Annotated in this window: 22 protein-coding genes; 10 read left to right on the forward strand and 12 right to left on the reverse strand. The window is 68.1% G+C overall.

The window, feature by feature from the left end; translation table 11 throughout:
• The 4 genes from VNF71_00025 to VNF71_00040 all read right to left on the reverse strand — a co-directional run.
• A partial coding sequence (locus tag VNF71_00025) for a hypothetical protein (protein ID HVA72936.1) occupies positions 1-1,548 on the reverse strand: 1,548 nt, incomplete at its 3' end.
• Positions 1,545-2,681: a DUF58 domain-containing protein gene (locus VNF71_00030; GenBank protein HVA72937.1), complete on the reverse strand. Its 1,137-nt coding sequence runs from the start codon at positions 2,679-2,681 to the stop codon at positions 1,545-1,547. The genes VNF71_00030 and VNF71_00025, both read right to left, overlap by 4 nt.
• A 1-nt stretch (position 2,682) precedes the next feature.
• The gene (locus VNF71_00035; protein HVA72938.1) at positions 2,683-3,645 is read right to left on the reverse strand and encodes a MoxR family ATPase; all 963 of its coding nucleotides are present in this window, start codon (positions 3,643-3,645) and stop codon (positions 2,683-2,685) included.
• A gap of 2 nt (positions 3,646-3,647) precedes the next feature.
• Complete coding sequence (locus VNF71_00040) at positions 3,648-6,761, reverse strand: fibronectin type III domain-containing protein (protein HVA72939.1); 3,114 nt, start codon at positions 6,759-6,761, stop codon at positions 3,648-3,650.
• Positions 6,762-6,961: 200 nt separating this feature from the next.
• Here VNF71_00040 and VNF71_00045 point away from each other — a divergent pair, with 200 nt between their 5' ends.
• The 7 genes from VNF71_00045 (at position 6,962) to VNF71_00075 (ending at position 14,428) form a co-directional block, all read left to right on the forward strand.
• Complete coding sequence (locus VNF71_00045; protein ID HVA72940.1) at positions 6,962-8,251, forward strand: CBS domain-containing protein; 1,290 nt, start codon at positions 6,962-6,964, stop codon at positions 8,249-8,251.
• Positions 8,252-8,254: 3 nt separating this feature from the next.
• Positions 8,255-9,949, forward strand: a complete 1,695-nt coding sequence (locus VNF71_00050) for an NRAMP family divalent metal transporter (GenBank protein HVA72941.1) — start codon at positions 8,255-8,257, stop codon at positions 9,947-9,949.
• 176 nt (positions 9,950-10,125) lie between these two features.
• The gene (locus tag VNF71_00055; GenBank protein ID HVA72942.1) at positions 10,126-10,320 is read left to right on the forward strand and encodes a hypothetical protein; all 195 of its coding nucleotides are present in this window, start codon (positions 10,126-10,128) and stop codon (positions 10,318-10,320) included.
• A 116-nt stretch (positions 10,321-10,436) separates the two neighbouring features.
• Positions 10,437-12,452 carry an acyltransferase family protein gene (locus VNF71_00060; GenBank protein HVA72943.1) on the forward strand — a complete coding sequence of 672 codons (2,016 nt, stop codon included), beginning with the start codon at positions 10,437-10,439 and terminating at the stop codon, positions 12,450-12,452.
• Positions 12,453-12,763: 311 nt separating this feature from the next.
• Positions 12,764-13,570: a DUF929 family protein gene (locus tag VNF71_00065; protein ID HVA72944.1), complete on the forward strand. Its 807-nt coding sequence runs from the start codon at positions 12,764-12,766 to the stop codon at positions 13,568-13,570.
• Between the two features lie 4 nt (positions 13,571-13,574).
• A complete protein-coding gene (locus tag VNF71_00070; GenBank protein ID HVA72945.1) occupies positions 13,575-14,078 on the forward strand; it encodes a vitamin K epoxide reductase family protein in 504 nt (167 codons plus the stop codon).
• Between the two features lie 62 nt (positions 14,079-14,140).
• Positions 14,141-14,428, forward strand: coding sequence for a hypothetical protein (locus tag VNF71_00075; protein ID HVA72946.1), 288 nt, complete (start codon positions 14,141-14,143; stop codon positions 14,426-14,428).
• A 111-nt stretch (positions 14,429-14,539) separates the two neighbouring features.
• Here VNF71_00075 and glnA (VNF71_00080) read toward each other — a convergent pair whose 3' ends face one another.
• Both glnA (VNF71_00080) and glnII read right to left on the reverse strand, forming a co-directional pair.
• The gene (gene glnA, locus VNF71_00080; GenBank protein ID HVA72947.1) at positions 14,540-15,970 is read right to left on the reverse strand and encodes a type I glutamate--ammonia ligase; all 1,431 of its coding nucleotides are present in this window, start codon (positions 15,968-15,970) and stop codon (positions 14,540-14,542) included.
• Positions 15,971-16,063: 93 nt separating this feature from the next.
• Positions 16,064-17,074: a glutamine synthetase GlnII gene (gene glnII / locus VNF71_00085; protein ID HVA72948.1), complete on the reverse strand. Its 1,011-nt coding sequence runs from the start codon at positions 17,072-17,074 to the stop codon at positions 16,064-16,066.
• 176 nt (positions 17,075-17,250) lie between these two features.
• On the opposite strand from glnII, the gene glnA (VNF71_00090) reads away from it, so the two are divergent.
• Together glnA (VNF71_00090) and VNF71_00095 are read left to right on the forward strand one after the other, a co-directional pair.
• Entirely contained in the window at positions 17,251-18,585 is a 1,335-nt protein-coding gene (gene glnA / locus VNF71_00090; protein HVA72949.1) for a type I glutamate--ammonia ligase, read from the forward strand.
• A gap of 18 nt (positions 18,586-18,603) precedes the next feature.
• Positions 18,604-19,284, forward strand: coding sequence for a response regulator transcription factor (locus tag VNF71_00095; GenBank protein ID HVA72950.1), 681 nt, complete (start codon positions 18,604-18,606; stop codon positions 19,282-19,284).
• A gap of 41 nt (positions 19,285-19,325) precedes the next feature.
• Here the strand turns inward: VNF71_00095 and VNF71_00100 are convergent, their stop codons facing one another.
• The 5 genes from VNF71_00100 to VNF71_00120 all read right to left on the reverse strand — a co-directional run bounded on the left by VNF71_00100 (position 19,326) and on the right by VNF71_00120 (position 23,458).
• A complete protein-coding gene (locus VNF71_00100) occupies positions 19,326-20,207 on the reverse strand; it encodes a GNAT family N-acetyltransferase (GenBank protein HVA72951.1) in 882 nt (293 codons plus the stop codon).
• A 92-nt stretch (positions 20,208-20,299) separates the two neighbouring features.
• Positions 20,300-20,683: a Rid family hydrolase gene (locus VNF71_00105; GenBank protein HVA72952.1), complete on the reverse strand. Its 384-nt coding sequence runs from the start codon at positions 20,681-20,683 to the stop codon at positions 20,300-20,302.
• 46 nt (positions 20,684-20,729) lie between these two features.
• On the reverse strand, positions 20,730-22,376 hold the full coding sequence (locus VNF71_00110; protein HVA72953.1) for a 2Fe-2S iron-sulfur cluster-binding protein: 1,647 nt from the start codon (positions 22,374-22,376) through the stop codon (positions 20,730-20,732).
• A complete protein-coding gene (gene erpA / locus VNF71_00115) occupies positions 22,336-22,689 on the reverse strand; it encodes an iron-sulfur cluster insertion protein ErpA (GenBank protein ID HVA72954.1) in 354 nt (117 codons plus the stop codon). The genes VNF71_00110 and erpA overlap by 41 nt, the downstream gene beginning before the upstream one ends.
• Positions 22,690-22,741: 52 nt before the next feature.
• On the reverse strand, positions 22,742-23,458 hold the full coding sequence (locus VNF71_00120; protein HVA72955.1) for a helix-turn-helix domain-containing protein: 717 nt from the start codon (positions 23,456-23,458) through the stop codon (positions 22,742-22,744).
• Between the two features lie 67 nt (positions 23,459-23,525).
• On the opposite strand from VNF71_00120, the gene VNF71_00125 reads away from it, so the two are divergent.
• Entirely contained in the window at positions 23,526-24,689 is a 1,164-nt protein-coding gene (locus VNF71_00125) for an Mrp/NBP35 family ATP-binding protein (GenBank protein ID HVA72956.1), read from the forward strand.
• 2 nt (positions 24,690-24,691) lie between these two features.
• Here the strand turns inward: VNF71_00125 and VNF71_00130 are convergent, their stop codons facing one another.
• A complete protein-coding gene (locus VNF71_00130) occupies positions 24,692-26,455 on the reverse strand; it encodes an ATP-binding protein (GenBank protein HVA72957.1) in 1,764 nt (587 codons plus the stop codon).
• Between the last annotated feature and the right edge of the window lie 42 nt (positions 26,456-26,497).

Consider the following 26,497-nt stretch of genomic DNA (forward strand, 5'->3'; position numbering starts at 1 on the left):
CTGCTCCGGCGTCGCGCTGCGGTTCACCGTGACAGCGTTGATCACCTGTGACAACGACGTACCTCCCGACCCGCCACCCCCAGCAGTCGACCCCAGCGTGGGATCCAGCCGCCTCTCGTCGTGCCGGAGGGCCAGCAGTGCTTGCTGGAGGAACCCGACCGTGGGCGCCGGCCGCCTGCCCGTGATCGCTGCAACAAAGCGCGCTGCCGTTCCTACGGCATTCGCGCTGTCGGCGGGCAGTTGAAGGTCACCGGATGACGCCACGTCGCCGCCGGCGTACGGCGTCGTCGGAGAAGCTTCGATCCCGTCGACGGTGGGTACGCCGGCGAGCGTCAAAACAGGAGCGTCGGACACCGTGGTGTACTGGATCGGAAGCGCGAGACGCTGCGCCGGAGCGAGCATTCCGTTCACGGCGTCGGCGGCCACGGGGACGCCGTCGACCCTCGCGGGACGTTCCAGAGCGGGCAGAAGGGGCACGGGCAGCCGGGACAACAGCGTGGTCGACGCGGTCACCTCTGCGGTACCGATGGCGGGGCGGGTGTATCCGGCCGGGACAGGCACGCGGCCTCCTGTCGGCTTGAATGTGGTCTCGAACGTCCACTCGGATCCGTCGAAGCGGTCCATTACCGCCTCCGTGAGGTACCCGTCGCTCGCGGCTTCGGTCGTCACCCGCATCATCAGGCGAGGCCGGCGAGGGTTGCCGGCATCTCTCAGCGCTCCGATTGCCGCAACCGGATCGATCAGCAGATGAGAGTCGGTGGGCGGCAGTTCGTACACCCCCGCGGGCGCCTTCCCGAAAGCCGGGATGGCGGGAATCCCCGCAGCCAGCGCCACCGCAGCCAACGCCAAGAGGCCGACCGCCCGGTACGTCCGGAGAGCGGCAGCCGCCGCGCGCGAGCTCAGCCTCGGAACACGCCCGTCTCGCGCGGCCGGCCCTGTCTCGGGCTCCACGGAGGGCAGAGCCGTCGACGCCGCGACCCTCCATCGCTGCCTTGCCAGCGCCCCCGCCGCGAGCAGCACTAGAAGCAGAGGTGCCGCGATCCGATCCTCGCCCGGGGCTCGGACGGTCACCGCGAACGCCAGCACGAAAGACACGACGGGAGCGGCGAATGCCACGCCGGACAGATGAGACTCTGGTCCGGCACGGAACGCGATCTCGCCGGCGGCCGCCCCCACGACCCACACGACCACGACCGCGGCGCAAGCGACAGCACTCCCGCCAAGAGGGAGGGTTTCGCTCAACAGCCTCCCCGGACCGTGTACCAACCCGGATGCGAGCGCCGAAAGATCGAACCCGGCGCTGACGAGCAGCGCCAGCAGCAGGACGCCGGCTGAAAGCGCAAAGCCCACCAGAGCGCGTGCACGCAGCACCGTCGACACGCACGCCGATAGGAGGACCGAAACGGCGGCAGCCGCTACCACTTCCCACCGGGCGCTCGGCGAGGCGTATGCCCGCAGCCACGGCAGGGAAGCGACGAGGGCGGAGCCGGCAAGGAGCGCCGCGAACAAAGCGGTTGCGAGCCGGCGGTCGCCGCGGTCGTCGGTCATCGTGCGATCCGGGAATTCCATACGCGAGCCAGCTCTTCTGCGGTCTCTGCCGAGACCACGGTCAAACCCGGATGGACCGGCGCCGGGGCCCGCTCCTGGGTCAGCGACACCGCCACGACACGGTCGAAGCGTCTGCGCAGGGCGGCCACCATCGGAAGGCTGTCCGCGCGCAAGCGTCCCGTCACCACCACGAGCGCCGTTCCTCCCCGGTCTCGCCGCAAGAGCACGAGTTGCGCGTGAAGGGAGCTCGACGTCGCCGGGGCTACCCGCGTGAGGTAATCGATCAGGGGGGTGGGGTCACGTTGCGCGGGCCCGCCGATGCGAGCGCCACTGGTGGTCCTCAGCTGGACCGGGGCTCTTCCCGATCCCATCGAGGTGACGACAGATGAAGCGACGTCGACAGCCTCCTCGAAGGAGTCCGCCGAATAGACATCGGGGTCGAGATCCAGGAGCACAACCGTGTACGGCTGGGCGGTGTCGACGTTGTGGCGGACCATCAGCTTGCCGGTGTGCGCGGTCGAAGCCCAGTGCACCAGACGCAGGTCGTCACCTACCGCGTACTCCCTTATGCGGTGGAAGGTGATCGTCCCTTGCGGCGCCGCGTCGCTTGAGGGACCCTCGAGGTTCTTCGACAGGCCGGTGGGGAGGGGCCGGAGGGCCAGCTGTCTGGGGTGAACCTCTATCTGCTGCGGCTCTCCCAGCCGCTGGACCGTGCGGCACAGGCCGAAGGGATCCGCGCGCGGGAGCTCGACAGGACCTATCTCGAAGATGCCCCGTCTTGTCGTGGGAAGCCGGTAGGTGCGCACCGATCGCTCCGCGTGCCGCAGTCTCGGCAGGGTCGATCGGATGACGTCGTCCCCAAGTCGTTGCTCCATGTCCAAAGGGGGGAGTGACCTCCGCGATGCGTTCTCCACGTGGATGAGGGCGATCGCCGGCAGTCCCTTCTCGACCCGTCGAGGTTCGACCACTCTCTCCAACTCGAGGCGGGGCCGGTAGAGCACGTACGCGAGACTGCCCAGCGCGAGCACCACCAGGCCGGAGCCGAGGACAGCGGCCTGAGCCCAGTGGACGGCGAAGCCGGCTGCTGCGACCGCCAGGCCGAGGAGTGAGCAGCCCGCCCCCAGCCGGGTCATGTCATCGAAGCACCATGCGCGGCACGGGGACCGACTCGAGTGCCCTGGTGACGACTTCTTCAGCTGTCCGCCCGTGTACCTCGGCGTCGGGACGGAGGATGATCCGGTGTGAAAGCGTCGCTTGGGCCAATGCCTTGACGTCGTCGGGGATCACGTACGAGCGCCCGGAGGCCGCCGCCGCCACGCGGGCGGCGCGCAGCAGCGCGAGGCTGCCCCGAGGAGAGACCCCGAGGCGCACCTCCGGCAGGGTGCGGGTGTGAGCGCAGAGCGAGACGATGTAGTTCTCCACTGCGGGAGCAACCTCGACGTTGTGCTTGACGAAGTCGATCAGCTCCAGCAGCTCCTGGCCGGTCATGACTGGCGCGAGATGGCCGACCGTCGCCTCATCCCGTTCGGTTCGCAGGATGCGGGCCTCCGCGTCAGGACCGGGGTAGCCGATCCGCAGCCGCATCATGAAACGGTCGAGCTGCGCCTCGGGGAGCACGTAGGTGCCCTCGAGATCGATCGGGTTCTGCGTGGCGACGACGACGAACGGGCTCGGCACCCGGTAGACCGTTGCGTCGGTGGTGACGGTCTGCTCCTGCATGACCTCGAGGAGCGCGGACTGCGTCTTAGGAGAAGCGCGATTGATCTCATCGCCGAGGACGATGTTGGCGAACACCGGCCCTGGCCTGAAGCTGAACGTCGACGTGACCTGGTCGAACACGGCTACGCCCGTAACGTCGGATGGCAGAAGATCGGGCGTGAACTGGATGCGGTTCCACGTGAGCGCGACCGAAGCGGCAATGGCCCTAGCCAGGGAGGTCTTGCCCACCCCGGGTACGTCCTCGATCAGCAGGTGGCCCTCGGCGATGACGCAGTTGACAGCGGACCGCACGACATCGTCCTTGCCGTGCATGACCTTGCACACGTTGGCGACGAGCTGGTCGACCCGCTGGACGAAGCTGTGCATTTCTGGGCTCATGCTCACGGTCCCGCCCTCACGTTCTTCCTCTTCAAACCGCGCCTCGCCAATCCTGCGATAGGCAAGGCTATCGGGGCGATCATCGCCGCAGCGCTACCACCCGAAGGAGCAGCAGGCGCAAGCGACGTGGTCGACGGCGTGGTCGTCGTGGTGGTGGTCGTCGGTGGTGGCGCAGGTGTCCCCGTGGGGGTGCCGGCATCGACCTGGGTGACCATCCCCAAATAGGTGTACAAGACCCATACGTCGACCTTGCTGGGGTCTAGGCACAGGTCCGGCAGGCTTACAGTCACCCCTGTCGACGGGGGCGGAGCGGCAAGCGGCACCTGGCTGGCGCATGGGTCACCGGTTGGCTGGGAGTATCCACTCGACGCGGTCTTGATCGCCCAGTCGCCGCCGCTTTTAGGGGACCCTGGGCCCCCGTACAGCACGTCGATCTTCTCCGGAATGCAGACGGTCTTCTGGCAGCCCGGGTCCACCCGCGCGCTGAAGGTGTACTGGGGCTGCGTCCCGATCGTGAAGCTGGTTGTCATCGGCGCCGACGACGTCCCGCCGTATACAGCGGTGTCGTGGTCCGAGACGGTGGCCGTGAGGCTGCACCGCCCGCCGAAGTTGACGAGGTCCATCGGCACCTGGAGGACGTTCGAGGACAACGAACCGCTGAACGACGGACCCTGCGTGCTCCCACACGTGTACGCACCACTGGCCTGCATCGGCCCGGGGGGAATGTTGGCGAAAGACACGGCGAGGTTCCCCTGGTTCGGGTCCGACTGGTCGACGCTCGGCTGAACGGAAACGGACATATCGGAGGGCCATGCGAGCGTCGGCGTGAGCGGCGCGCCGGCGACGGTTATCGCGGCGTTCTGATGCCCTTCGGGGTACACGACGACGCTCGGCGTGTACGCGACCCCGGGCGTCACCCCCTGCACGATGGCGGTAGTGGCAGATGTAGGTCCTACGGTGCTCCCCGCGACCCTGTACACGAACTGGGTGGAACGGCTCCCGAACGCTTCGACCGCCGGAACCGACGTGGCGACCTGGAGGGTCACGGACACCGTCTGGCCTTGCGGGACCGACGACCGGTTGAGGGCGATGAGCGATGGATCGGGCGGGCGCCACGCCTGCGTGCAGGACCGGTCCGGCGTCGGGTCGCCGGTGAGCCCGGAGGTGAGCGACCCCTGGACGGAGAACGACAGCGAATCCCCCAGCAATCCGAGGCTGTCCGCGTCGATGGTGACGCTGTTCTGGGCCCCGGGGACCTCGACCGCCGGCGGTTGGCCCACGTAGGCGGTCCCGCACGCCGAACCTGTCACATTCCACACATCGGCGGGGACGTAGCAGTCGGACGCCGTGCACGGCGCCCAGGACACGACCCAGTCCCCTTTGCCGTCCGACGTGGTGGTGACTGAAGTCGGCGCGTCGGGCCCGCGGGCCGCGGTGGTGAACGTCGCCGGCGGTGAGGCGGTCGACTGGCTGTTTATGTACGCGGTCACCGTTGCTTCGTATGTCGTGGCGGGCCGCAGGCCGGTGAACATGAGCTGGTCCTGCCCGTTAACCAGCTGAACGGGATTGTCCGGTTGGTGAGGGCTGCTGAGTGCTGTGACCTTCACGGACCACGAGTCGGGCTCGCAGTCGGTCTGGTCGAGAAGCTGATAGGACCAGGAGATCAGTGCGCTCCCGGAGGACGGGGTCACCGAGTTGATATCGGGTGCGTACGGCTTCTGCTTGGTCGTCGCGCAGGTGACCTGCTGGCTGACGGGTTGCACTGCGGGCACCGTCTTCGAGCCGGCCGATCCGGTCGCCTGCGACCCCGGCGCGGTGACAGGTGGTGAGAGATTCAGGTCCGCCGGTCCCGTCGCACTCACCGTCACGGCCTCGCTCTTGTCGACCACGAGGGGACGCGCGCTGCCGTCGGTGAAGACGACGACGGCCAGGAGGCTTCCGGGGTTGTTGAACACGACCCGCGGGCCCTCGGCAAGTACCTGCGCTCCCTCAAAGCTCGCCTTCTCGGTCGGGCCGCGAGCCGGGTATGACGGCTCGCCGGCCACACGTGACATGGTGCCGCTCGTGGCGTCTACCTGCCAAAGGGCCGGCTGGCCGGCGGCCGCCTGGTCGAGTGTGTAGATCGAACCCCGCGACATCACCGGGGACGCCGGCGCGGCGCTCTGGCCCAGGCGACGAAGAGGGGCCGGACGGAGGGCTGGGCCTGCTGGCCCGACCGAGCCCGTTAGCAGCCAACCTGCAGGTGACCTGGCGAGGAAGCGGAAACCCTCGCTGCTGCCGGAGACGGGGACGAACTGTGAGACGCGCGAGGTCCCCGCCAACGGTTCGACCTTCGACGGCCGGGCCCCCGTTGCGAACAGACTCAGCCGACCCGGGGACGCGACACCTATCGCGTCGCCGGTCGCCCCGATCGCCACCCGGGCGCACGGGTAGGGAAAAGACGCCCGCGTCGTGGCCACCAGTCCGGTGTGCGCGGTCGCCAACGGGTGAAGCTGGACGAGCGTGCACCGGATGCCACCTCCCGCCAGAACCCACAAGTCCCCTGTCGCGTTGTTCACCGCCGCCGACCCTGGGCGATCGGCGACCGGGCCGCTGAGCTCCGCGTAACCGCGAGGGGTCACAACCTGTCCGATGGGAGCAGATGACTTGGATGCCTGGCTCTCGAGCCTGGCACCCTCCCTGACCGTCGAAGCGTCTACGAGGGAGACCGTGCTGCGTGGCGCGTACCGCACGATGTAGGCGCTCGTTCCTGCAGCGAACGCGCCCGCGCCCGTGGAACCGGCAAGCGGGCCGAGCCCGACTCCCGGTCCCGACGTGTCCAGCAGGTAGTCGTCTTTGGCGAGAAGGTTGAACGTGCCCGTCTTGCGGTCGACGAGCAGCGTCCCGCTGTCGAGCGCGACGGCCTCGACCTCCCCGTATCCCGTCGCGCCCACCTCCGTGTACACGCCCTGCAGCCGGATGGTGACGTGACCGGTCGCCAGATCAATGACAGTCAGGGGGCGCTGATCCTCGAGTACGAGCGATCCCCCGAAAAGCGTCGGGTGCTCTGCCGGGGGGATGCTCGCTGCGACCGCAGCAAAGAGCAGACCGCCGATCACCAGCAGCAGGCTGAGCACTCCTATCAAGGCACCTGCGCGGCCGAACCCCGGAGCCCCTTGCGGGCCCGCTGAGCGTTCCCCGAAAGTGACGCTTGACGATCTGTTGCGGCCGCGCACGCCCAATCGCAGCTTTACCTCCCTCGCCGAGGCCCGCGCGAGACCTCATTGCCGGTGACGCGACACTAGGTCATCGCGCGCGCCTCCGGTAGGGTACGGGCGTGCACCTGTCCGTGCTGCTCAAGAGCCATTTGTGCTCTCCGGACGGCGAGAGCGTCGGGCGCGTCGACGACGTCATCGTGCGCCTGCGCGGCGGCGACCTCCCGCTTGTGACCGGGCTCGTCGGCAAGGTCGGCGGGCGGCGGGTATTCGTGCCCGTGTCGATGATCTCCGACCTGGCAGGCGAGGCCGTCGGGCTGGCCGACGCGCGGCTCAACCTGCGCAGCTTCGAGCGCAGGGAGGGAGAGGTCCTGCTGCGAGATGACATCCTCGGCCACCGCTTGATCGACGTCGCGGAGGCGGAGCTCGTGCGCGCGTGGGACATCGAGCTAAGCGAGACGGGCGAAGGGTGGGTCGTCACCTGCCTCGACACCCGTCGCCCTGCGAGGTTCTTCGGTCTCATCCGCGCGACCGCGGGTCATCCCTGCCAGGACTGGAAAGCCTTCGAGCCGCTCATCGGCCACGCTGCCAGCGTGAGGGCGAGAGCCGCGTTCGGCCGCGTGCACAGGCTGAAGCCCGCCCAGATTGCCGACCTTCTCGAAGAAGCCAGCCCCAAAGAGGGCGAGGAGATCCTCGACGTCGTCCATACCGACCCCGAGCTCGAAGCAGATGTGTTCGAGGAACTGGATCCCGACATCGCCAACCGGCTATTCGAGGACAAATCCGACGACGAGGTCGCCGACGTGATCGCCCACATGCGCGCCGACGACGCCGCGGACGCGGTTGCCGAGCTGCCACAGAACCGCCGGCTCAAGGTCCTCGACTTGTTGCCTCCCGGCACCCGGACCAAGGTCATGACACTGCTCAGCTTCAACTCGACGAGCGCCGGTGGGATCATGGGTGTCGACTTCCTCTCGGTACCGGCCGAAGCCACCGTCGAGGAAGCGCTGCGCCGTATCAGGCTCGCCGACCGGCTCCAGCCCGAGGCCCTGCTGACGGTCCACGGGGTCGACGTCGAGAACCGGCTGGTCGGTACGGCGAACGTGATCGCGCTGCTGCAGGCCGATGCCGACACGGCGCTGGCGGACCTGGTCGACAAGGACCCCGTGCGCGTCACCGCCGACGCCGACGTGGTTGACGTCACTCTGCTGATGGCGGACTACAACCTGATGACCGTCCCCGTCGTGGACGCGGACAACCATCTTCTTGGCGTGATCACCGTTGACGACGTGCTCGAGGTGACCATCCCCGACGACTGGAGACGCCGAGAACCTCCTGCTCATCCCGAACCGGCCGTGCCCGAGTTGGAGACGGCCGGCGCGGAGCAAGAAAGCCCGGAGCTGCGGGGCTAGGCCGTGACCGACCGTCTAGCCGCCAGCGGCGCCAAGGGCTCCGGGGCGGCGGAGGAGTCACGCCCCGCGGAGAACCAGGCACCCCGCCTTCAAACACCGTCGGCCGCGCTCGACGAAGCCCACGTGGGCAACATCGAGGGCGCGTTCGGCCAGATATCGCTCGGCGACATCGGGGAGCGCCGAACCTGGAGACAACGGCTGCTGACACTGGCCGCCATCGTCGGCCCAGGCATCATCGTCATGGTCGGCGACAATGACGCGGGCGGCGTCTCCACTTACGCGCAGGCGGGGCAGGACTTCCACACCAGCCTTCTCTGGACGCTGCTGCTGTTGATCCCCGTGCTGATCGTCAACCAGGAGATGGTCGTGCGTCTCGGCGCGGTCACCCAGGTCGGCCATGCCCGCCTGATCAACGAGCGGTTCGGCCGGGGATGGGGCTGGTTCAGTGTCGGCGACCTGTTCATATTGAACTTCCTCACCATCGTCACCGAGTTCATCGGCATCCTGCTCGCAGCCAAGTACGCGGGAATCTCCCCCTATATCGCCGTACCAGTCGCGGCCGTGGCACTGGTGGCGATCATGGCTTCCGGCAGCTTCAGCCGTTGGGAGCGGGCGATGTTCGCTTTCATCGCGGTGAGCCTGATCCAGATCCCGATGTTCCTGCTCTCCCACCCTCGCTGGGGCACGATCGGCCATGACTTCGTCGTGCCGAAAATCACGGGCGGCACGTCGTCCGCTTCAGTGCTTCTGATCATCGCGATCGTCGGTACCACGGTCGCCCCCTGGCAGCTCTTCTTCCAGCAGTCGAACATCGTCGACAAGCGGATCACCCCTCGGTTCATCAGCTACGAGAGGGCGGACACGGTGATCGGGTCGGTCGTCGTCGTGATAGGGGCGGCCGCGATCATGATCACGGCGGACTGGGCGGCGCGCGGTACGCCGGCATTCGGAAAGTTCACCGACGCCGCGGGAGTGGCACGGCTGCTGTCGCAGCGCGGCAGCGGGCTAGGCACGATGTTTGCGATCCTGCTGTTCGACGCGAGCGTCATCGGCGCCGCGGCGGTCACGCTGTCCACCAGCTACGCGTTCGGGGACGTCTTCGGGATCCGCCACTCGCTGCATCGCGGTTTCAAGGACGCCAGGCAGTTCTACCTGAGCTACATCGCGATGGTCGCGGTTGCTGCGGGGGTCGTCCTCATACCCAGCGCCCCCCTCGGCCTGATCACCGTCTCGGTGCAGGCGCTCGCAGGGCTGTTGCTGCCGTCCGCCAGCGTCTTTCTCCTTCTCTTGTGCAACGACCCGGAGGTGCTGGGCCCCTGGACGAACCCGCCCTGGCTCAACGTCCTGGCCTCGATCATCGTCGGTGTCCTTCTCGTGCTTTCAGGAACCCTCATGGCGACCACCCTCTTCCCCCACGTCGACGTGACACTCGTGCTCGTGGTGCTGGCAGCGGTGCTCGCCACGGGCGGGACCGTGGTCGCGCTCGCGCTGAAGGTGATGACCCGCCGTTCGGAGACAAGCCGCCCTACTGCCGAGTTCTCGCCCGCAGACAGGCTGAGCTGGCGCATGCCACCCCTCACCCTCTTGAAGCCGGTTCGCTGGTCGCCGGGTTTGCGCCTCGGGATCCTTGCACTGCGGGCCTACCTCGTCTTGAGCGCTGCGCTTCTTCTGGTGAAGGCGATTCAGCTAGGGCACTGAGGCCGGCACGGGCCGCGGCGTCATGGTGGGGTCGGAACGATTGGCCTGACTGCAGTAAGGGGAATCACCGTTGGGATGGGACGCACCCGCCGCTCCGACTGCAACATCTCCGGCATCAGCGCGGGAAGGCCCTGCCGGCGCTGCGGAACGCTGCAAGGGGCCTCGCCGCGGCGGGGTTGACGCCGGCCGAGATCCTCGACAACCTCAACTGGCACTTCGCCACGCTCGAGCACGGGACGCGTCGCTTGATGCGAATGGTGGAGCAGATGGCCGATGCCCCCGTCGAAAGCCTCGCCACGAGGATCATCGAGGAGCTCTGCGGGGATGCCTCCGACGATTGCTGCGTCCTGATCTTCCGCCGCCGTCACTGAACGTCCCGGTTCGGGCCGTTCGACCCTGTCGGCAGGAAGCCCGGCCCGTGAAGATCTCCAACGTGAAAGAATGGACCGCCTCTGATCCACGCGCCCCTGGCCCGGTTGGCTGAACCGTGGCGCTCAGGGGGTACCTGCCCCAACTGGACGGAATCCGGGCTGCGGCCATCGCGGCGGTGGTCGCTTACCACCTCGGTTACCTGAGCGGCGGCTGGCTGGGCGTCGACGTCTTCTTCGTACTGTCGGGATACCTGATCACGTCGATACTGCTCGACGATGGAGCCCATCTGAGCCGGCTCCGGCGCTTCTGGGGACGCAGAGCCCGAAGGCTCTTCCCGGCTGTGATCGCGATGCTCCTCGTACTTTGTGCGTACTCCTGGGCCAACGGACCGGGGCTGGTTCCGGCGCAGTTGCGCTGGCCGGCACTGGCCACGGTCCTCTACGGGGCGAACTGGCAGCAGATCGCAGCAGGCAACAGCTATTTCGCCCAATTCACGGCGCCGAGCCCCCTGTCGCACGCATGGTCTCTTTCCGTCGAGGAGCAGTACTACGTGCTCGCCCCCCTGCTGCTCGGAGCGGTACTCCTGCTCACTAGGTCCTTGAGCAGCGAACGGCGCCGGCATTGGTTGATCGCCGTGTCGGTAGTTCTCGCGGTGTCGTCGGCGATTTGGATGGGCTTCGCCGCCGACCTTTATGGCGCGAACCGCGCTTACCTCGGCACCGACACGCGCGCCTGGGAGCTGCTGCTCGGCGGTGTCCTCGCCATGACCTGGCCGACCGGCGGGACCGCCCCGGCGCGACCGGTTGTCTGGAAGCTGCTGGCGTGGGCCGGGGCGGTAGCCGTGGTCGTTGGTGTTTGGAGGGCCGGCGGGCCTCCCACCTGGGTGTGGAACGGCGGACTGGTCGCCATCGCCTCAGGTGCGGGGATGCTCATCGTCGGCGTGGTGAGAGCTCCCGGCACCGCTCTGTCGAGGCTCCTGAGCGCGCGACCCGTGCGCTGGCTCGGGCTGATCTCCTACAGCCTCTATCTGTGGCACTGGCCCACCATCGTGCTGATCACCCCTGACAGCTCGGGGCTGTCGGGGACATTGCTGGTCGTGGTGCGCGTGGCAGCGATGCTCGTTGCGTCGGTTGCCAGCTACTACCTGATCGAGCGACCGCTGCGGCGACTCGACTGGGCGGCCCTTGCACGACGAGCGCGCGTCCCCTCCGCCGGCTTCGCGGCTGTCGGCCTCGCCGTCACGGCTGCGTTGATCGTGGGGGCGACCGTCGGACCGCCCGTCGCCGGCTCGTCCTCCCTGCCGGCGCCCACCCCGCAGGAGATCAAGGTGCCGCTCGACCTGCCGCGAGCGTCACCCGCCGACCCGTACCGAGCTTGGATCATCGGTGACAGCGTCATGTTCGACGGCTCACCGGGGGTAACCGCAGCTCTCCAATCGACCGGCGAGGTCTCCGTGGTCGCGAATACAGCCTTCCCCGGGTGGGGCCTGACCAGAGACCCGGCGTGGGCCTCCGACGTGCTGAGCACCACGCGGCGGTTCCGCCCGCAGATCGTGATCGGCACCTGGTCCTGGGACGACGGGGAGGCCCAGAAGACGCCGCAGCTGTACGCGCAGCGCCTGGGCTCGGCCCTGCGCCTGCTGTTGAGCCCTGACACGGGAGTGAAGCTCGTGGTCCTAATGGAGTTCCCACAATCCGGTCCTGATACGGCTATCCCCGATACTTCGGCACGCGCAGCCGACTGGTTGCAGCGAACGGAGGCACAGGGCGCGTGGAACGGGGTGGCGGAGGCGGTGGTCAAGGAGTTCCCGCGGCACGCGGTGTACCTGACGACCGACCAATTGTTCGCGCCGGGCGGTCGTTTTTACACCTGGTTCCGTACCTCCGGCGGCGGCTGGCTGCGGGCGCGCAAGCTGGACAACGCTCACTTCTGCCCTTATGGAGCAGCGCAGTGGGGAGCCCTACTCACCGCCGACCTGACTCCCGCGCTGCACCTGCCGACGATGAAGGCTGGGTGGGAACTGGGGCCTTGGACCCGCGACCACCGCTACAACGATCCCCCGGGGGCCTGCCCGGACAACCAGCCTCCCCCCGGGTACAGCGGGGTGGCCGTCCCTGGCCGTGTTGGATGAGAACTCACCGTGACCGTTGGCGTCGCGCGCGAGGACGAACGGCCCTTGGGGGGTGCCGTGCCGATGCCCGTAGGATGCGCCGTTGAACCGCCCGTCGGGCTGGCGAGATCCGGCGGTCCCCCGAAGTGGCAGGAGTGCCTTGGATGAACAGCCCCTCGAAGCCGTCGCCCAGCCGAGAGGGCTCCTCCCCGGTCCCACCCCGGGCCGGGCAGAAGAGTCGTCAGCAAGGCCGTCGGCCTGGTAGCTCGGCAGGGCAGGGGCGCCGCGCCCGCCAGTCCACCCTGCGCCGACGGCGCAACATCATGGCAGCGATGGCTGTGGCAGCCGTGGTCATCGTGGTGGCCGTTGTCGTGGCGGTGGGCCTCAGTTCGTCGTCGTCGCAGAAGGCTGCGCCGCGCGTGCCGCTGACCGCCTCTCAGGAAGCGCACCTCACCGGAGTCCCGTTGTCAACCCTGGTGGCGGCATCGGACACGAGCGCGGCATCACATCTCATTCCGGCCTACCAGATCAACGCCCCGGCCTACACGTCGGGCGGCAAGCCCCAGATCCTGTACATCGGCGCCGAGTTCTGCCCGATCTGCGCCACCGAGCGCTGGCCCATGGTGGTCGCTCTCTCCCAGTTCGGCACGTTCTCCCACCTGTCGCAAAGTCGCTCTGCGGTGCGTGACGGAAACCTCGCCACCTTGAGCTTCTACGGCTCGAGCTACACGAGCCAGTACCTCACCTTCACGGCGGTCGAAACGCTGACCAATGTCCCCAAAGGGAACTCGTACGAGCCGCTTCAAACCCCGACACCCGACCAGGTCCGACTCTGGACCGGGGTGCTCGGCAGCGAGTCGTACCCCTTCATCTACGCAGGCGGCAAATACGTCCTCGACACCTACCAGTACCCGGCCACCGTCATCGAGGGTAGAGACTTCGCTCAGATCGCCGGCGCGGTCGGCGACAACTCCACAACAGTGGGCGCGTCGATAGACGCCTCGGCCGCGGCGCTGGTCAAATACATCTGTGGCATCACAGGCCAGCGGCCGGCCGCCACCTGCCAGGCCGTGGCCGCCGTCAAGGCCCCCGTCACCAACGTGGCCCAGAGCGGACCGTCGTCCTCAGCCAATGACTAGGACCATGAGCGGCACCACCGAGACCCAGTCGAAAAGCGCTGAGTACAACCGCCTCCCCCGCTGGCCGGCCATCGGCGGACTTACCCTCTCCTTTCTCGGCTTCGGTATCGCCGCCTACCTGACCTACGAGCACTACACGGCGTCCACGTCGCTCACCTGCCCGGCGGCGGGCGGCATGGTCAACTGCCTCAAGGTGACGACGAGCGGATACTCCGAAATCAGCGGCGTTCCGGTAGCCGTGCTCGGCTTGATCTTCTTCGCTGTCATGTCTGTGCTGCAGTCACCCCGCGCGTGGAACAGCCATTGGCCCGCGCTGCGGGTGGGGCGCGTTGTCTGGTCCCTCGTAGGCGTGGGAACGGCGGTGTGGCTGATCTACGCGGAGCTTTTCAAGCTCGACGCGATCTGCGAGTGGTGCACCGCGGTTCACGCCGTCTCCGTTCTCTTATTCGGCTTGACCGTATTCGGCACGGCGGTAACCGCCGAGGAACCCGAGCCAGAGCCGGCGTAGATGGAGCCAATGAGCGGCGAACCCTTCGTCATCGAGATGCGCGCCGCGGAGGTGCGCCTCGCATGAGCGCGCAACCGGATGTCAAAGTCAGCCAGGAGAGCGAGGGCGGTTACCGGGTCGAGGTTCGAGGCTCCGGTGCGACGACCAGCCACGTCGTGAGTGTGCCGGCGGGTTTCGCCACCGAGCTGGGTTGGGGCAGAAAGTCGGAAGCCGAGTTGGTGAGGGAATCGTTCGCGTTCCTACTCGAGCGCGAACCACCGTCGTCGATACTGCGCAGCTTCAGCTTGGACGTGATCGGGCGCTACTTCCCCGAGTACCCGGCGGAAATCGCCAGCCGACTGCCTAGATAACCCCTGGGCGCGTTACGGCCCTTCGACGCCGCAAGGCGAAAAATGGCTCAGCATCCCGCGGACATTTCGCGGACACTCGGATTCTGAGAGGTGCAAGAGTCCTGCAGGGCCCTATATGTCGTAGTAGAGCATGAACTCCCAGGGATGCGGCCGCAGGCGGACCGGGTCGATCTCGTGCTCGCGCTTGTAGGCGACCCACGTCTCGATGAGGTCGTCGGTGAAGACACCGCCGGCGCGGAGGAAGTCGTTGTCGGCTTCGAGAGCGCGGAGTGATTCCTCGAGAGAACCGGGAACGGTAGGAACCTGCGCAAGCTCCTCCGGGGGCAGGTCGTAGAGGTCCTTGTCCATTGGGTCGGGTGGCTCGATCTTGTTGAGCACGCCGTCGAGCCCGGCCATGAGTATCGCCGAGAACGCGAGGTACGGGTTGCACGACGGGTCGGGGCAGCGGAACTCGACGCGCTTGGCTTTAGGGCTCTTCGAGTACAGAGGGATGCGGCACGCGGCGGAGCGGTTGCGCTGGCTGTAGACCAGGTTGACCGGCGCCTCGTACCCGGGAACGAGGCGCTTGTAGCTGTTCGTGGTCGGTGCTGCGAATGCGAGGATGGCCGGAGCGTGGGCGAGGAGGCCGCCGATGTACCAGCGCCCGAGATCGGAAAGGCCCGCGTATCCGAGCTCCGAATAGAACAGCGGATCGCCGCCTTTCCACAGCGACGAGTGCACGTGCATCCCCGACCCGTTGTCGGCGAAGATCGGCTTGGGCATGAACGTGGCCGACAGCCCGTGAGCGCGGGCGACGCTCTTCACCACGTACTTGTACAGCATCAGCTTGTCCGCCATCGCCGACAGCGTGTCGAAGCGCATGTCTATCTCGGCTTGGCCGGCGGTCCCGACCTCATGGTGCTGGATCTCGATCTCGATCCCCAGTTGCTCCATGGTGAGGATCATCTCCGAGCGGAGGTCCTGGAAGTGGTCCATCGGCGGGACCGGGAAGTACCCCTCCTTGTATCGCGGCTTGAAGCCGAGGTTGGGCCCCTCGTCCTTGCCTGAGTTCCAGATCCCCTCGACGGAGTCGATGTGGTAGTAGCCCTCGTGAGAGTTCTGGTCGAAGCGAATGTCGTCGAAGATGAAGAACTCCGCCTCGGGTCCGAAGTAGGCGGTGTCGGCCACACCTGTGGAGACGAGATAGTCCTCGGCCTTCTTCGCGACATAGCGGGGGTCGCGCGAGTACGACTCGCCGGTGACCGGATCCCGCACGAAACAGTTGAGGTTCAGCGTCTTGTGCTGTCGGAACGGGTCGATGACCGCGGTGTCCGGATCGGGGACCAGGAGCATGTCGGACTCCTGGATCTCCTGGAACCCGCGGATCGAAGAGCCGTCGAAGCCGGAGCCCTCCTCGAAGCTGTCGATGGTCAGCTCGTGCGCTGGCAACGAGTAGTGCTGCATCAGGCCCGGGAGGTCGGAGAAGCGGTAGTCGACGATCTCGATCCCCTCTGCCTGCACCAGGCTCAGGACCTCTTCCGGCGTGCGCTTGGCAAAGCCCATCGGAACAACCCCCGATATTCGGAACCGGCGCGGCCCTCGCCGGCGCCGGTTCGAAGTCTTGCAGACCGGGTGGGCTGGGCGCGCCGGCGCCGGCTAGACCAGCGCGGAGCAGCAGGTGTTGACGATGAGCCGGGTGACCATATAGGGGTCCATGTTGGCGTTGGGCCGGCGGTCCTCGATGTAGCCCTTGCCGTCCTTCTCCACCTGCCACGGGATGCGCACCGAGGCGCCGCGGTCGGAGACGCCGTAGGTGAACTCGCTGTAGTGCGCCGTCTCGTGATGGCCGGTGAGGCGGTCCTCGATGCCGTGGCCGTAGGCGGCGATGTGCTCCTCGGCGTTCTGACCGAGGGCCTCGGCGGCGGTGATCACCGCTTCATAGGACTCGCGCATCTTCTTGGTAGAGAAGTTGGTGTGGCACCCGGCGCCGTTCCAGTCGCCGCGTACGGGCTTGGGGTCGAGGGTGGCGGAGATCCCGAAGTTCTCCCCGAGGCGGTGGAGCAGCCAGCGAGCCACCCAAAGCTGGTCGGAGACCTCCAGCGGGCCGAGGGGCCCCACCTGGAACTCCCACTGGCCGGGCATGACCTCGGCGTTGATGCCCGAAAGGCTCAGGCCGGCGCTGATGCAGGCGTCCAGATGAGCCTCCACGAGGGGCCGGCCGTAGATGTCGTCCGAGCCCACGCCGCAGTAGTACGGCCCCTGGGGGGCCGGGTAGCCCGTGTGATCCGGGAACCCGAGGGGGCGGCTGCCCTTGAAGAGGGTGTACTCCTGCTCGATCCCGAACAGGGGCTCCTGGTCGCCGTACTTGTCGACGACCGAGGCGAGCGCCGAGCGGGTGTTGGTCGGGTGGGGCGTGAAATCGGTCAGCAGAACCTCGCAGAGGACGAGCAGGTCGTCGCCTCCGCGGATCGGGTCCGGGCAGGCGAAGACCGGCTTGAGCACGCAATCCGACGCCTTGCCCGGCGCCTGGTTGGTGCTGGACCCGTCGAAACCCCAGATCGGGAGGTCCGCCGCGGCGCCACCCTTGTCGAGGATCTTGGTCTTCGAGCGCAGGAGGGCGGTCGGCTCGGTGCCGTCGATCCAGATGTACTCGGCCTTGATGGTCACGTGCTTGCTCCTAATGCTCCCTGTAGCCCCTTGCCGGGTCGTGTTCTGACGGGCCGTCATTGTGCCACGGCTGTGCGAACGTCTCCTTGCGGAAGTGTGAACAGTCTGTGACAACCGGCCCGGATGGGGCCTCAACCCCACGCCGGGCCGTCGTCATTGGCCATAACCTCTTGCATGTGGAACGTCAACAGGACTACGTGCTGCGCACCGTCGAGGAGCGTGGGATCCGCTTCATCCAGCTGTGGTTCACCGACGTCCTCGGCACCCCCAAGTCGTTCCAGATCACGCCGGCGGAGTTGGAGAATGCTCTCGAGGAGGGCATGACCTTCGACGGCTCGACGATCGACGGCTTCAGCCGGGTGCAGGAGAGCGACGTGCTGGCCATGCCCGACGCGAAGACATTCCAGCTGCTCCCCTACCTGAGCGACGGCGCGCCGGTCGCGCGGGTCGTGTGCGACGTGGTGAACCTGGACGGCACTCCGTTCGAGGGTGACCCGCGCCACGTTCTGCGTAGGAGCTTGGAGCGTGCGAGGGACCTGGGGTTCTCGTTTTTCGTGGCACCGGAACTCGAGTACTTCTACTTCGACGGAAACTCCGATCCGATGTCGCCCCGACCTCTGGACCACGGCTCGTACTTCGACCTGACCACCAACAACCTCGCTGCGGAGCTGCGCCGGGAGACGGTGCTCACCCTCGAGGACATGGGGATCCCGGTGGAGTACAGCCAGCACGAGGACGCTCCCAGCCAGCACGAGATCGACCTCCGGTACACCGATGCCATGACCATGGCGGACACCGTGATGACGGTGCGGATGGTGGTCAAGGAGATAGCGGCGCGCCACGGCGTGATGGCGACGTTCATGCCCAAGCCGCTGCACGGCGTGCAGGGGTCAGGGATGCACACGCACATGTCGCTGTTCGACGGGGACTCCAACGCGTTCTACGGCGACTCCGACGAGTACAACCTCTCCCCCGTCGCGCGCATGTTCATAGCCGGCGTGCTCGCGCACGCGCGCGAGCTCACAGCGGTGACCAATCAATGGGTCAACTCCTACAAGCGTCTCATCGTTGGATACGAGGCGCCCGTGTACATCTCGTGGGCTCGCAACAACCGCTCCGCTCTGGTGCGCGTGCCTCCCACGAAGAAAGGCAAGCGCGACTCGACGCGCATCGAGTACCGCGCACCCGACCCCGCCGCCAACCCGTACCTCGCGTTCGCGGCGGTGCTGTCTGCGGGACTCAACGGGATCGAGAATTCCTACAAGCTGCCACCGGAGGCCGCCGCCAACCTCTACGAGCTTTCACCGGCACAACGACTCGCCGAGGGCATCGAGTCGCTCCCCGGGTCATTGTCCGAGGCGGTCGACGAGATGGAGCGGTCGGAGCTGATAGCCGAGGTGCTGGGCGAGCACGTCTTCGAATGGTTCGTTCGCAACAAGCGGGCCGAATGGGCCGATTACAAGGCCGAGGTAACGGCATTCGAGCTGCGCCGCTACCTCACCTCGCTGTAGGAGCTTCGAGAGCCTGCCGTGGAGCCGCTCCTTCTTTTTCCAGATCCCGCACCACCACTCCTCGCGCAGGCCCTGGACCTCGGCGGTTACCAGTGGAAGTCGGTTGCGTCGCCGGCGGTGGCCGAGCGGGTGGAGCCCGACGACGGCTGGTCCGGCGCCATCGTCTGCGCCGACACCGATCCCGACGGCGCTTTCGCAATGTGCCGGGTCCTGCGAAAGCGCGACATCCCGCTCGCCCCAGTCCTACTCATCGTGTGCGTATCGCAGCTCGGCGAGCTGGAGCTGCGCGAGGACCTCTTCGACGACTTCTGCGTCTCGCCGTGGCAGGGCCAGGAGCTCGACGCCCGGCTCGCTCACCTGTTCTGGAGGACGGGACGCGGAACCCGACCGGAGCTCGTCGAGTACGGCGCACTGGTGCTGAACCTCGAGACCTACCAGGCGGCGGTGGCGGGCAGGCCGCTCGATCTCACCTACATGGAGTACGAGCTCCTGAAGTTCCTCGCGACTCACCCCGGCAAGGTTTTCACCCGCGAGACGTTGCTCTCGCGGGTCTGGGGCTACGAGTACTACGGCGGGGCGAGGACCGTCGACGTCCACATCCGCCGGCTGCGCGCCAAGCTCGGGGAGGAGCAGGCGAACCTGATCTCGACGGTGCGCTCGGTGGGCTACCGGTTCGGTCAGGGACGCTGGACGCCCTGAAGAGGTTCGCACTACTGCCTGGGCAGACGGAGCGAACCTCCTTAACCCTCCGGCCGGCGGAGGACGTAGCACCCGCCGGTCGTCATGGACGTCAAGACGTAGCCGGCGTCGAGCGCACGGGCGAGCGTTCCGCGCAGCGCCGCGAGCCACTCTCGGGCCAGTTTGGGCTCCGACTGGCGTAGAGCCTGGGTGTTCGACGGGACCTGGCACAGCAGGAGCTCGGGGGCCTGCTCGATCCAGTCCGCAGGGACGAGGACAGGTTCGCCGCCGGCACCTTCAGTGAGGATGGTCAGCGCCATCTCCTCGATGTCGGGGTCGTCCTGGTCGGCGGGCCGGTTCTCCCCGGGGCTCGCCTCCGCGAGTTCCCATCGGGCCAGGCAGCGGTCGGTGAAGTCCCAGCGGTTGATCGGGTCGTTGAGGTACCCGAAGAAGTCGTGGTAGTAAGCGTCGCACCGGGCTCCCAGCTTGACGGTCGCGAACCACCCGTTGCGCCGGACCAGCGGGTCGAACGTCCAGGTGATCTGCTCGATCCCCCGCTCCAGCGCCCACGCCCGCTGGTGGCACAGGAGGGCGAAGCCGATCCCGCTACCCTGGGCGCTCGGGACGACCCCGGTCATGTGGAGGTGGGCGTTCCGCCGGCCTGGCTCGGGGGACGCAAAGGCCACAGAGGCCCCCATCAGATGCTCGTGCGCCCACGCGCCGGCGACGTAGTTGCCGCTGATGGAAAGGCTGCGCAGCAGAGGAACGGTCACCCCGCCCGGGCCCCAGATGCGCTCGAACAGGCCCTCCACCTCGGCCATATCGGGCAGCTCCTCGAGGTGCCGTATCTCCACGCCGGCGCTGCGCGCCGCGTCGTCGGAGACCAGCCTCACCGCGGGGTCGGCCCAAGGCGCACGGCCGGTGGGTCCTCCCCAGCCAGTCACAGCTCCAAGCTTAGATCCCTTTTGAGCAATTGATGCTATGTCCCGCCCTCGGGGGCCGGCAGGCGACCGCCCGGCGCCAAAGGCGGTGAATCTCAAGCCGGTGAGCCCGAATCGGGTGAATAGGCCCAGGCCTCGATCTCTACTGCGGCCTCGAGCGGCAGGGCGGCCACGGCGAACGCGGACCGGGCCGGGCGGTGGGGACCAAAGGCGGAGACGTAGGCGTCGTTCATGGCTTGATAGTCACCGATATCGGCCAGGAACACCGTGGTCTTCACCACCGCATCGAGACCGGCGCCGTAGCCGGCGAGAAGCGCCTCGATGTTGCGCACGGCCTGCGCTACCTGCGCCACGACGCCGCCTTCGACGAGGCGGCCATCCTGCAGTCCGAGCTGGCCGCTGCACACCAACCAGTCACCGGCCTTCACGACGGGGGTGTACGGCCCGACGGGCTTGGAGCCGGGTGCTGGCGCTGTCATGGTCTCTCCTTCGTGCGTAGCGGGCCTCGCCTGCGGGTCGGCCGGGTCACCGGTGGCCTCCCCTGCGGGTCGGCCACTTGAACGGTAGGCCCTGGGCGATCCACACCGCCGCGGCGACCGCTGCGAACACCGCGTCGGAGCCGTTGACCGGTTCGCCCGCAGCGCCACGGTCCTCGTCGATCCCGACCCGGATCGGGGGTGTGTCCCGGGCGCGCAGAACCCCAAACGACCGGATCGTCAGATCATCAGGCACACCGTCCTCGCCGACAGCGATGGCCTCCGAGCACACCCACCCGAGCGCCATGTGCGCCGCCCCCGTGGCGTAGGAACGCATCGTGACCTCGTCGAGGACCGGTCCGCAGCGCACGACGACGTCGACGCCGGAAGGCCACCCGTCTGCATCGACGGCCACGGTTGCCCTAGCCCAGCCTCCGCCCGGGCCGGCGACCTCGGCGCTCGCCGAAGCGGCACCGCCGGACGGAACCCGGGCTTCGCGCAGCGCCCGGGCGGCCTCGAGCAGCACGGCCGCCTCCGCCCATCCCGCTGCGCGCGCCCGGGAGGAGACAGGCGGCCCGAGAACCGGGACCTCCTCGACCAGAAGCGCCGGGGCCACCGATGCGATCGCTTCGCTGATGCCCGGCGCGGACGCCACCCGCACAACGCCGGAGCCGTCGGCATGAAGGCCGGCGGAGAGGGGAGGCCGCTTCGGGCCGAGGCGTACAACGTCCTCGCGGGAGAGGACCACACGCACCGGCCGGCGGTACCGGTCGGCCAGCTCCCGCGCAGCGGCGGGAGCGAGCGAGGAGGTCTTGGCGCCGAACGCTCCGCCGTTGGCTACAGGTGACCTCGGCTCGCCTCCCGGCTCGCACCAGGATGCGTCGGGTTCGAGGTAGGCGGGCTCCACCCAGGTGGTTTGGATCCGGAGATCCCAGTCCCCCTCCGGCAGCCCGACCGGGTGGGCGAGGGCCTGACCGCTGCGGCGTCCCTGGACCTTCCCGGACGCCGCTCGGGCCTCGGCGAGGGTCTCCCCGACGGACCACCCTCCAGATCCGTCGGGTACCGCGACCAGGCAGCCGGGGGGGGCGGTGTCATCGGCGAAACCGCCGCCGCCGACGACGATGTCCGGCCCGACGTCCTGCGGAGTACGCCCCTCGAGCGTGGCCCGCGCCGACGCTCCCGCGCCGGGGCCGTAGGGCTCGCCGGGCACGTGCTGGTCGCACGCCGCGTCGACGATCGTCCGCCATCCCGTACAGCGGCAGAGATGGGCGAGCAGGGCCGTCTCGACCTTGGCGGGATCGGGATCCGGGCCGAGTGCGGAGAGCCGGCACAGGATCCCGGGGGTGCAGAAACCGCACTGGCTGGCCCCATGGCGCAAGAACGACCCGATCAGCCGCTCGGACGCCCCAGCGTCGATCCCGGCCGCGGTTGTGACCGAGCGCCCCGCTACCCGCCGCACGGGCGTGACGCATGCGACGCGCGGCGACCCGTCGACGAGGACGGTGCAGCAGCCGCACTGACCCTGGGGCGCGCAGCCATCCTTGGCCGATTTCTCGCCCAGGTCCTCGCGCAGCGCCTCGAGCAGGGAGACGCCGTCGCGGGGCGCTACGACCCGGCGGCCGTCGAGGACGAACTCGACGCTCAGCGGCGGTGGGTCAGCTGAAGGAGTTGCCGCAACCGCAGGTGCGGCTCGCATTCGGGTTGTTGATGCTGAACCCGGCGCCCTGGAGGCCATCCTTGAAGTCGAGCGTGGCGCCCTGGAGCAGGCTGGCGCTGGACGGGTCCACCACGACGCGCACCGCGCCGGAGACGACGGTCACGTCGTCGTCGGCCACGTCGCTGTCGAAGAACATCTCGTAACTGAAGCCGGAGCAACCACCGGGACGGACGGCCACCCGCAACGCGAGCTCCGGGTTGCCCTCCTGCTCGAGGAGCTCGGCGACCTTGGTCGTCGCGCTGTCGGTGAGGGTGATCATTTCTTGGCTGGCGTCGGTCTGGGTCGTGCTCACCGGTCCTCCTGAAAAGTTGAATGGGCGCGAACGCTCAGAGACATCCTACCCGTCATCTGGCGCCAAGGGTCACCTCGGCCCTGCACGGATCCTGGTCCACCAGGCTCGAGAACGACTCCAGCCGCACCTCGGCACCCGATGCGATGCCTTCGCTCAGGCCCCGGTGCAGTTCGCACACCAGGTCGGGGTAGAGCACGGCGAGCTCCCGGAAGGGGCACCGGGAAAAGGACACAGCGACGCGCTGTTCGTCACCGTCGCCGGGAGGATCGCCGTCGGGGTCGATCACGGGGTCGAACCCGAGGCCGGCCAGCTCGTCAACGAACGCTCTCAAGCATGCGGCTGCCGGCGTGCGTTCGGGGCGGGCAGAGGTGGACAGTTGATCGCCGTTGCGCTCCCCGCGGCGCCGTTCACCCGCCCGGCGACCGACGTCGAACGCTGATCCGGCGCCTCCCTGCGGCGCGGCCGCTATCTCCGCCAGCAGGTGGGAAAGGAGCCTGAAGCCGCCCCGCTCGACGCCGAACGCAGGGACCTCCGCGATCGCCTTCCACCGGTATTGGGGACGGCCGACCGAGCCGTGGCGGTCGGGCTCGGCTTCCAGCAGGCCGGCCTCGCGCATCTTCTCCAGGTGGAGGCGGACGGTGTTGGGGTGCAGGTGCAGCTTGGTACTGATGGCCGTGGTCGAAAGCGGCTCGTCTGCGTCGGCGAGCAGCTGGTAGATCGCATACCGGGAACCGTCGGCCAGCACCTTGAACAAGGACAGGCTGTCCACCATCCGAAGCCTACCGGCGGGCGCGCGGCCGCGCCTTCACGGCACGGGCCACCCGTACAATGCGAGGGTGGTCGAGGAACAAGCCGTACGCAACGCGATGCGGGGTGTGATCGATCCCGAGCTAGGCGACGACCTCGTCGACCTCGGCATGTACCAAGGTGCGGACATCAGTCCCGGCGGGGAGGTCACGGTCCGGGTGGCGCTGACCACCGCTGGCTGCCCGTTGCGCGCCCAGATACAGCGCGACGTCACCGAAAGGGTCGGCAGCGTGCCCGGCGTCGCCTCCGTAACCGTCACGACGAGCGAGATGTCGCCGGCGCAGAGGAAGGAGCTGATGGCTCGCGCGCGCCGGCGGGCCCAGGAGAACCCACCTGCCACCGACATACCGGGCCGGACAAGAGTGCTCGCGATCTCGTCCGGCAAGGGTGGGGTCGGCAAGTCGTCGGTGACCGTCAACCTGGCGGCGGGGCTGGCGGTGCGCGGTTTCACCGTCGGTCTGCTCGACGCTGACATCGCGGGGTTCTCGGTGCCACGCATGCTCGGCGTCGAAGGTCGCTTGCAGGCGGCGAGGTCCGACGGGTCCGATCGCCCGCGCATCGAACCGATGAGCAAGCCCGTCGGCGACGGAATCGTCAAGGTCGTCTCCATGGGTTTCCTCTCACCCGAGGACGAGGCGATCATGTGGCGCGGGCTGATGCTCAACCGGGGCGTCCAGCACTTCCTCGAGGACGTCGCGTGGGGGGATCTCGACTACCTGCTCGTGGACATGCCGCCCGGAACCGGCGACGTACAGATGGGCCTGGCGCGGATGCTCCCGCGCGCTGAGATGCTGATCGTCACGACCCCGGCGCTGGCGGCACAGAAAGTCGCCGTGCGCGCGGCCGACATGGCCCGCAAGGGATACCTGCGCGTTGCCGGCGTGATCGAGAACATGAGCGGTTTCACCTGCGACCACGGCGAGCACTACGAGCTGTTCGGGTCGGGCGGCGGCGAACGTCTATCGCGCGAAATCGGAGTCCCGTTGCTGGCCCGCATCCCGTTGGAGCCGGCCGTATCCGCGGGCGGCGATCGAGGCGAGCCGGCAGCTCTGGGTCAAGGCCAAGCTGCGAGGTCTTTTTCCGGACTGGTGGATGCCGTGCTCGAGGTCGCACCCCTGATCGAGATGCAGGACTGCACTGCCCGCATGTTCGACGCCGTCGACGCGGCGCTCGCTGCTCGCGACGATCGCTGACTTCAGGTGCCGCGCACCGGCGCCGGCACCGCCAAGACGAAGCGGGTCTCGGTCTCGTCGTGCTCGTACCAGACCCTTCCGCCCATTGCCTCCGCGAGACCGCGGACGAGGGTGAGGCCGAGGCCGCGGTCTCGATCGCTGCTGCGCGCCTGCTGCAAGCGGGTGGGGGTCGCCCGCCCGGCGAAGAGCCCCGGCGCCGCGTCGGCTGCTACACCGGGCCCGCAGTCGGCGACGGTGATCCGCACCTCGTCTCCGTTCGCGGACGCCCGCACCGTTACCGGCGGTGCTCCGTGGCTGAGGGCGTTGTCCACGAGGTTGGCGACTATCTGTTCGAGGCGTCTCGGGTCCGCGAGGGCGTTCAGGCCGGGCGGCACCTGGATCGTCACGTCCGCCGCCGTCGAACGGCCGTCGCGCGAGACGGACCCGAGAGCCGCGTCGACGATCGGCCGCACCTCGACGGGTCTCGGATACAGGCGGAGCCGGCTCGTCTGAAGCCTCGAGATGTCCGACAGATCGTCCGCGAGGCGCGAGACCCTTTCGACCTGGGTGCGGATCGAACGACCGACTGCCGCAGCGTGTGACGGGCTCATCTCGTCGGCGTGCGACTCGAGTGTCGCGCCCAGGCCGACGATGGTCGCGAGCGGCCCCCGGAGATCGTTGCGCAGGAGTGCGGCGAACTCGGCCCGGTCGGCTTCGAGCTCCTCTTCCACTGTCTCGTCGCGCACGATGCCCTGGTAGCCGACGAGCTCCCCGCCTTCGCGGCGAGGACTCGGCTGAATCGACAAGAGGCGCCGGACCCCGTCGGCGCGCGCAACGACGAGATGGACCACCGGCGCGTGAGGTTCGACGGTGAGGAGTTCGTCGACGGTGCCGGAAGGATCGATCGGGCGGATGACCTCCGACAGGCGTGCGCCGAACAGCCCGCTCAGCCGGCGACCGACTATGACCGCGAAGGAAGCGTTGGCGTAGCTGATCCGCCCGTCGAGGTCCGCCTCGTAGACTCCGTCCGACGCGCGCTCGACAACGTGGCGGTAGCGGGCCAGCGCCTCTTCTTCCCGACCGAGCGTCGCCTCCCAGTAACCCTGGGCGAGCGCGTCCGTCAGCCGGTCCATCGCGGGAAGGATGCGCGTGAGAACCAGAGAGAGCGCGAGGCCCGCGTGGCGGCCGCCGGACTCCGCGAGCTCGATCGCCGTCTGCACCACGAGGTCCCGCGAGATCCGCAGGATCACGAGCAGCTGCGGGAGCGGCGACCCGGAACGGGCAGCGGAGGCGCCGACCTCGCGAAGGTCGTCGAACAGTGCTGCGTCGACGTCGGCTCCCTGCTCGGTGACCGCGAGGATCGCCTCGAACCGACCGCGGGCCTGCTCGATGAACGACGTCTGTTGCCTCAGGGTCCAACCTTCGGCTTCGGGGAACACCGTGGCGAAGATCTGGAACGCGCGCCGCGCCATCTCCGAAGCGCGGCCGTCCAACGCGTCGAGCAGCTCCTGAGGATCGAGCTCGACCTGAGAGTCCGGGGCGGGGGCTGCTGCACCGGTGGTGGCGGCGAGAGCAGCGGTGATCATGTCGGCCCCGGCGCCGTTGTCCGCATTCCGGGCCAGGAACGCCTTGACGTCGGAAAGCGGGAGCTCCGGGCCGGACTTTCCGATACGCGCAGGCACGAGGTAGCCGCTTCCGACGAGCGCCTCGACCGCCACAGGGGGCAGGTCGAGCATCGCCGCTGCCTCGTCTATGGCGAGGACGTTCGGTTGTCGTTCCTGGCTCATCGTGTTCTCGTGAGGTCTAGTCCGTGCGGTGGCCCCGGTGAG

The organism is Acidimicrobiales bacterium (assembly GCA_035533095.1).
Classification (GTDB): Bacteria; Actinomycetota; Acidimicrobiia; order Acidimicrobiales; family Palsa-688; genus DATLUM01.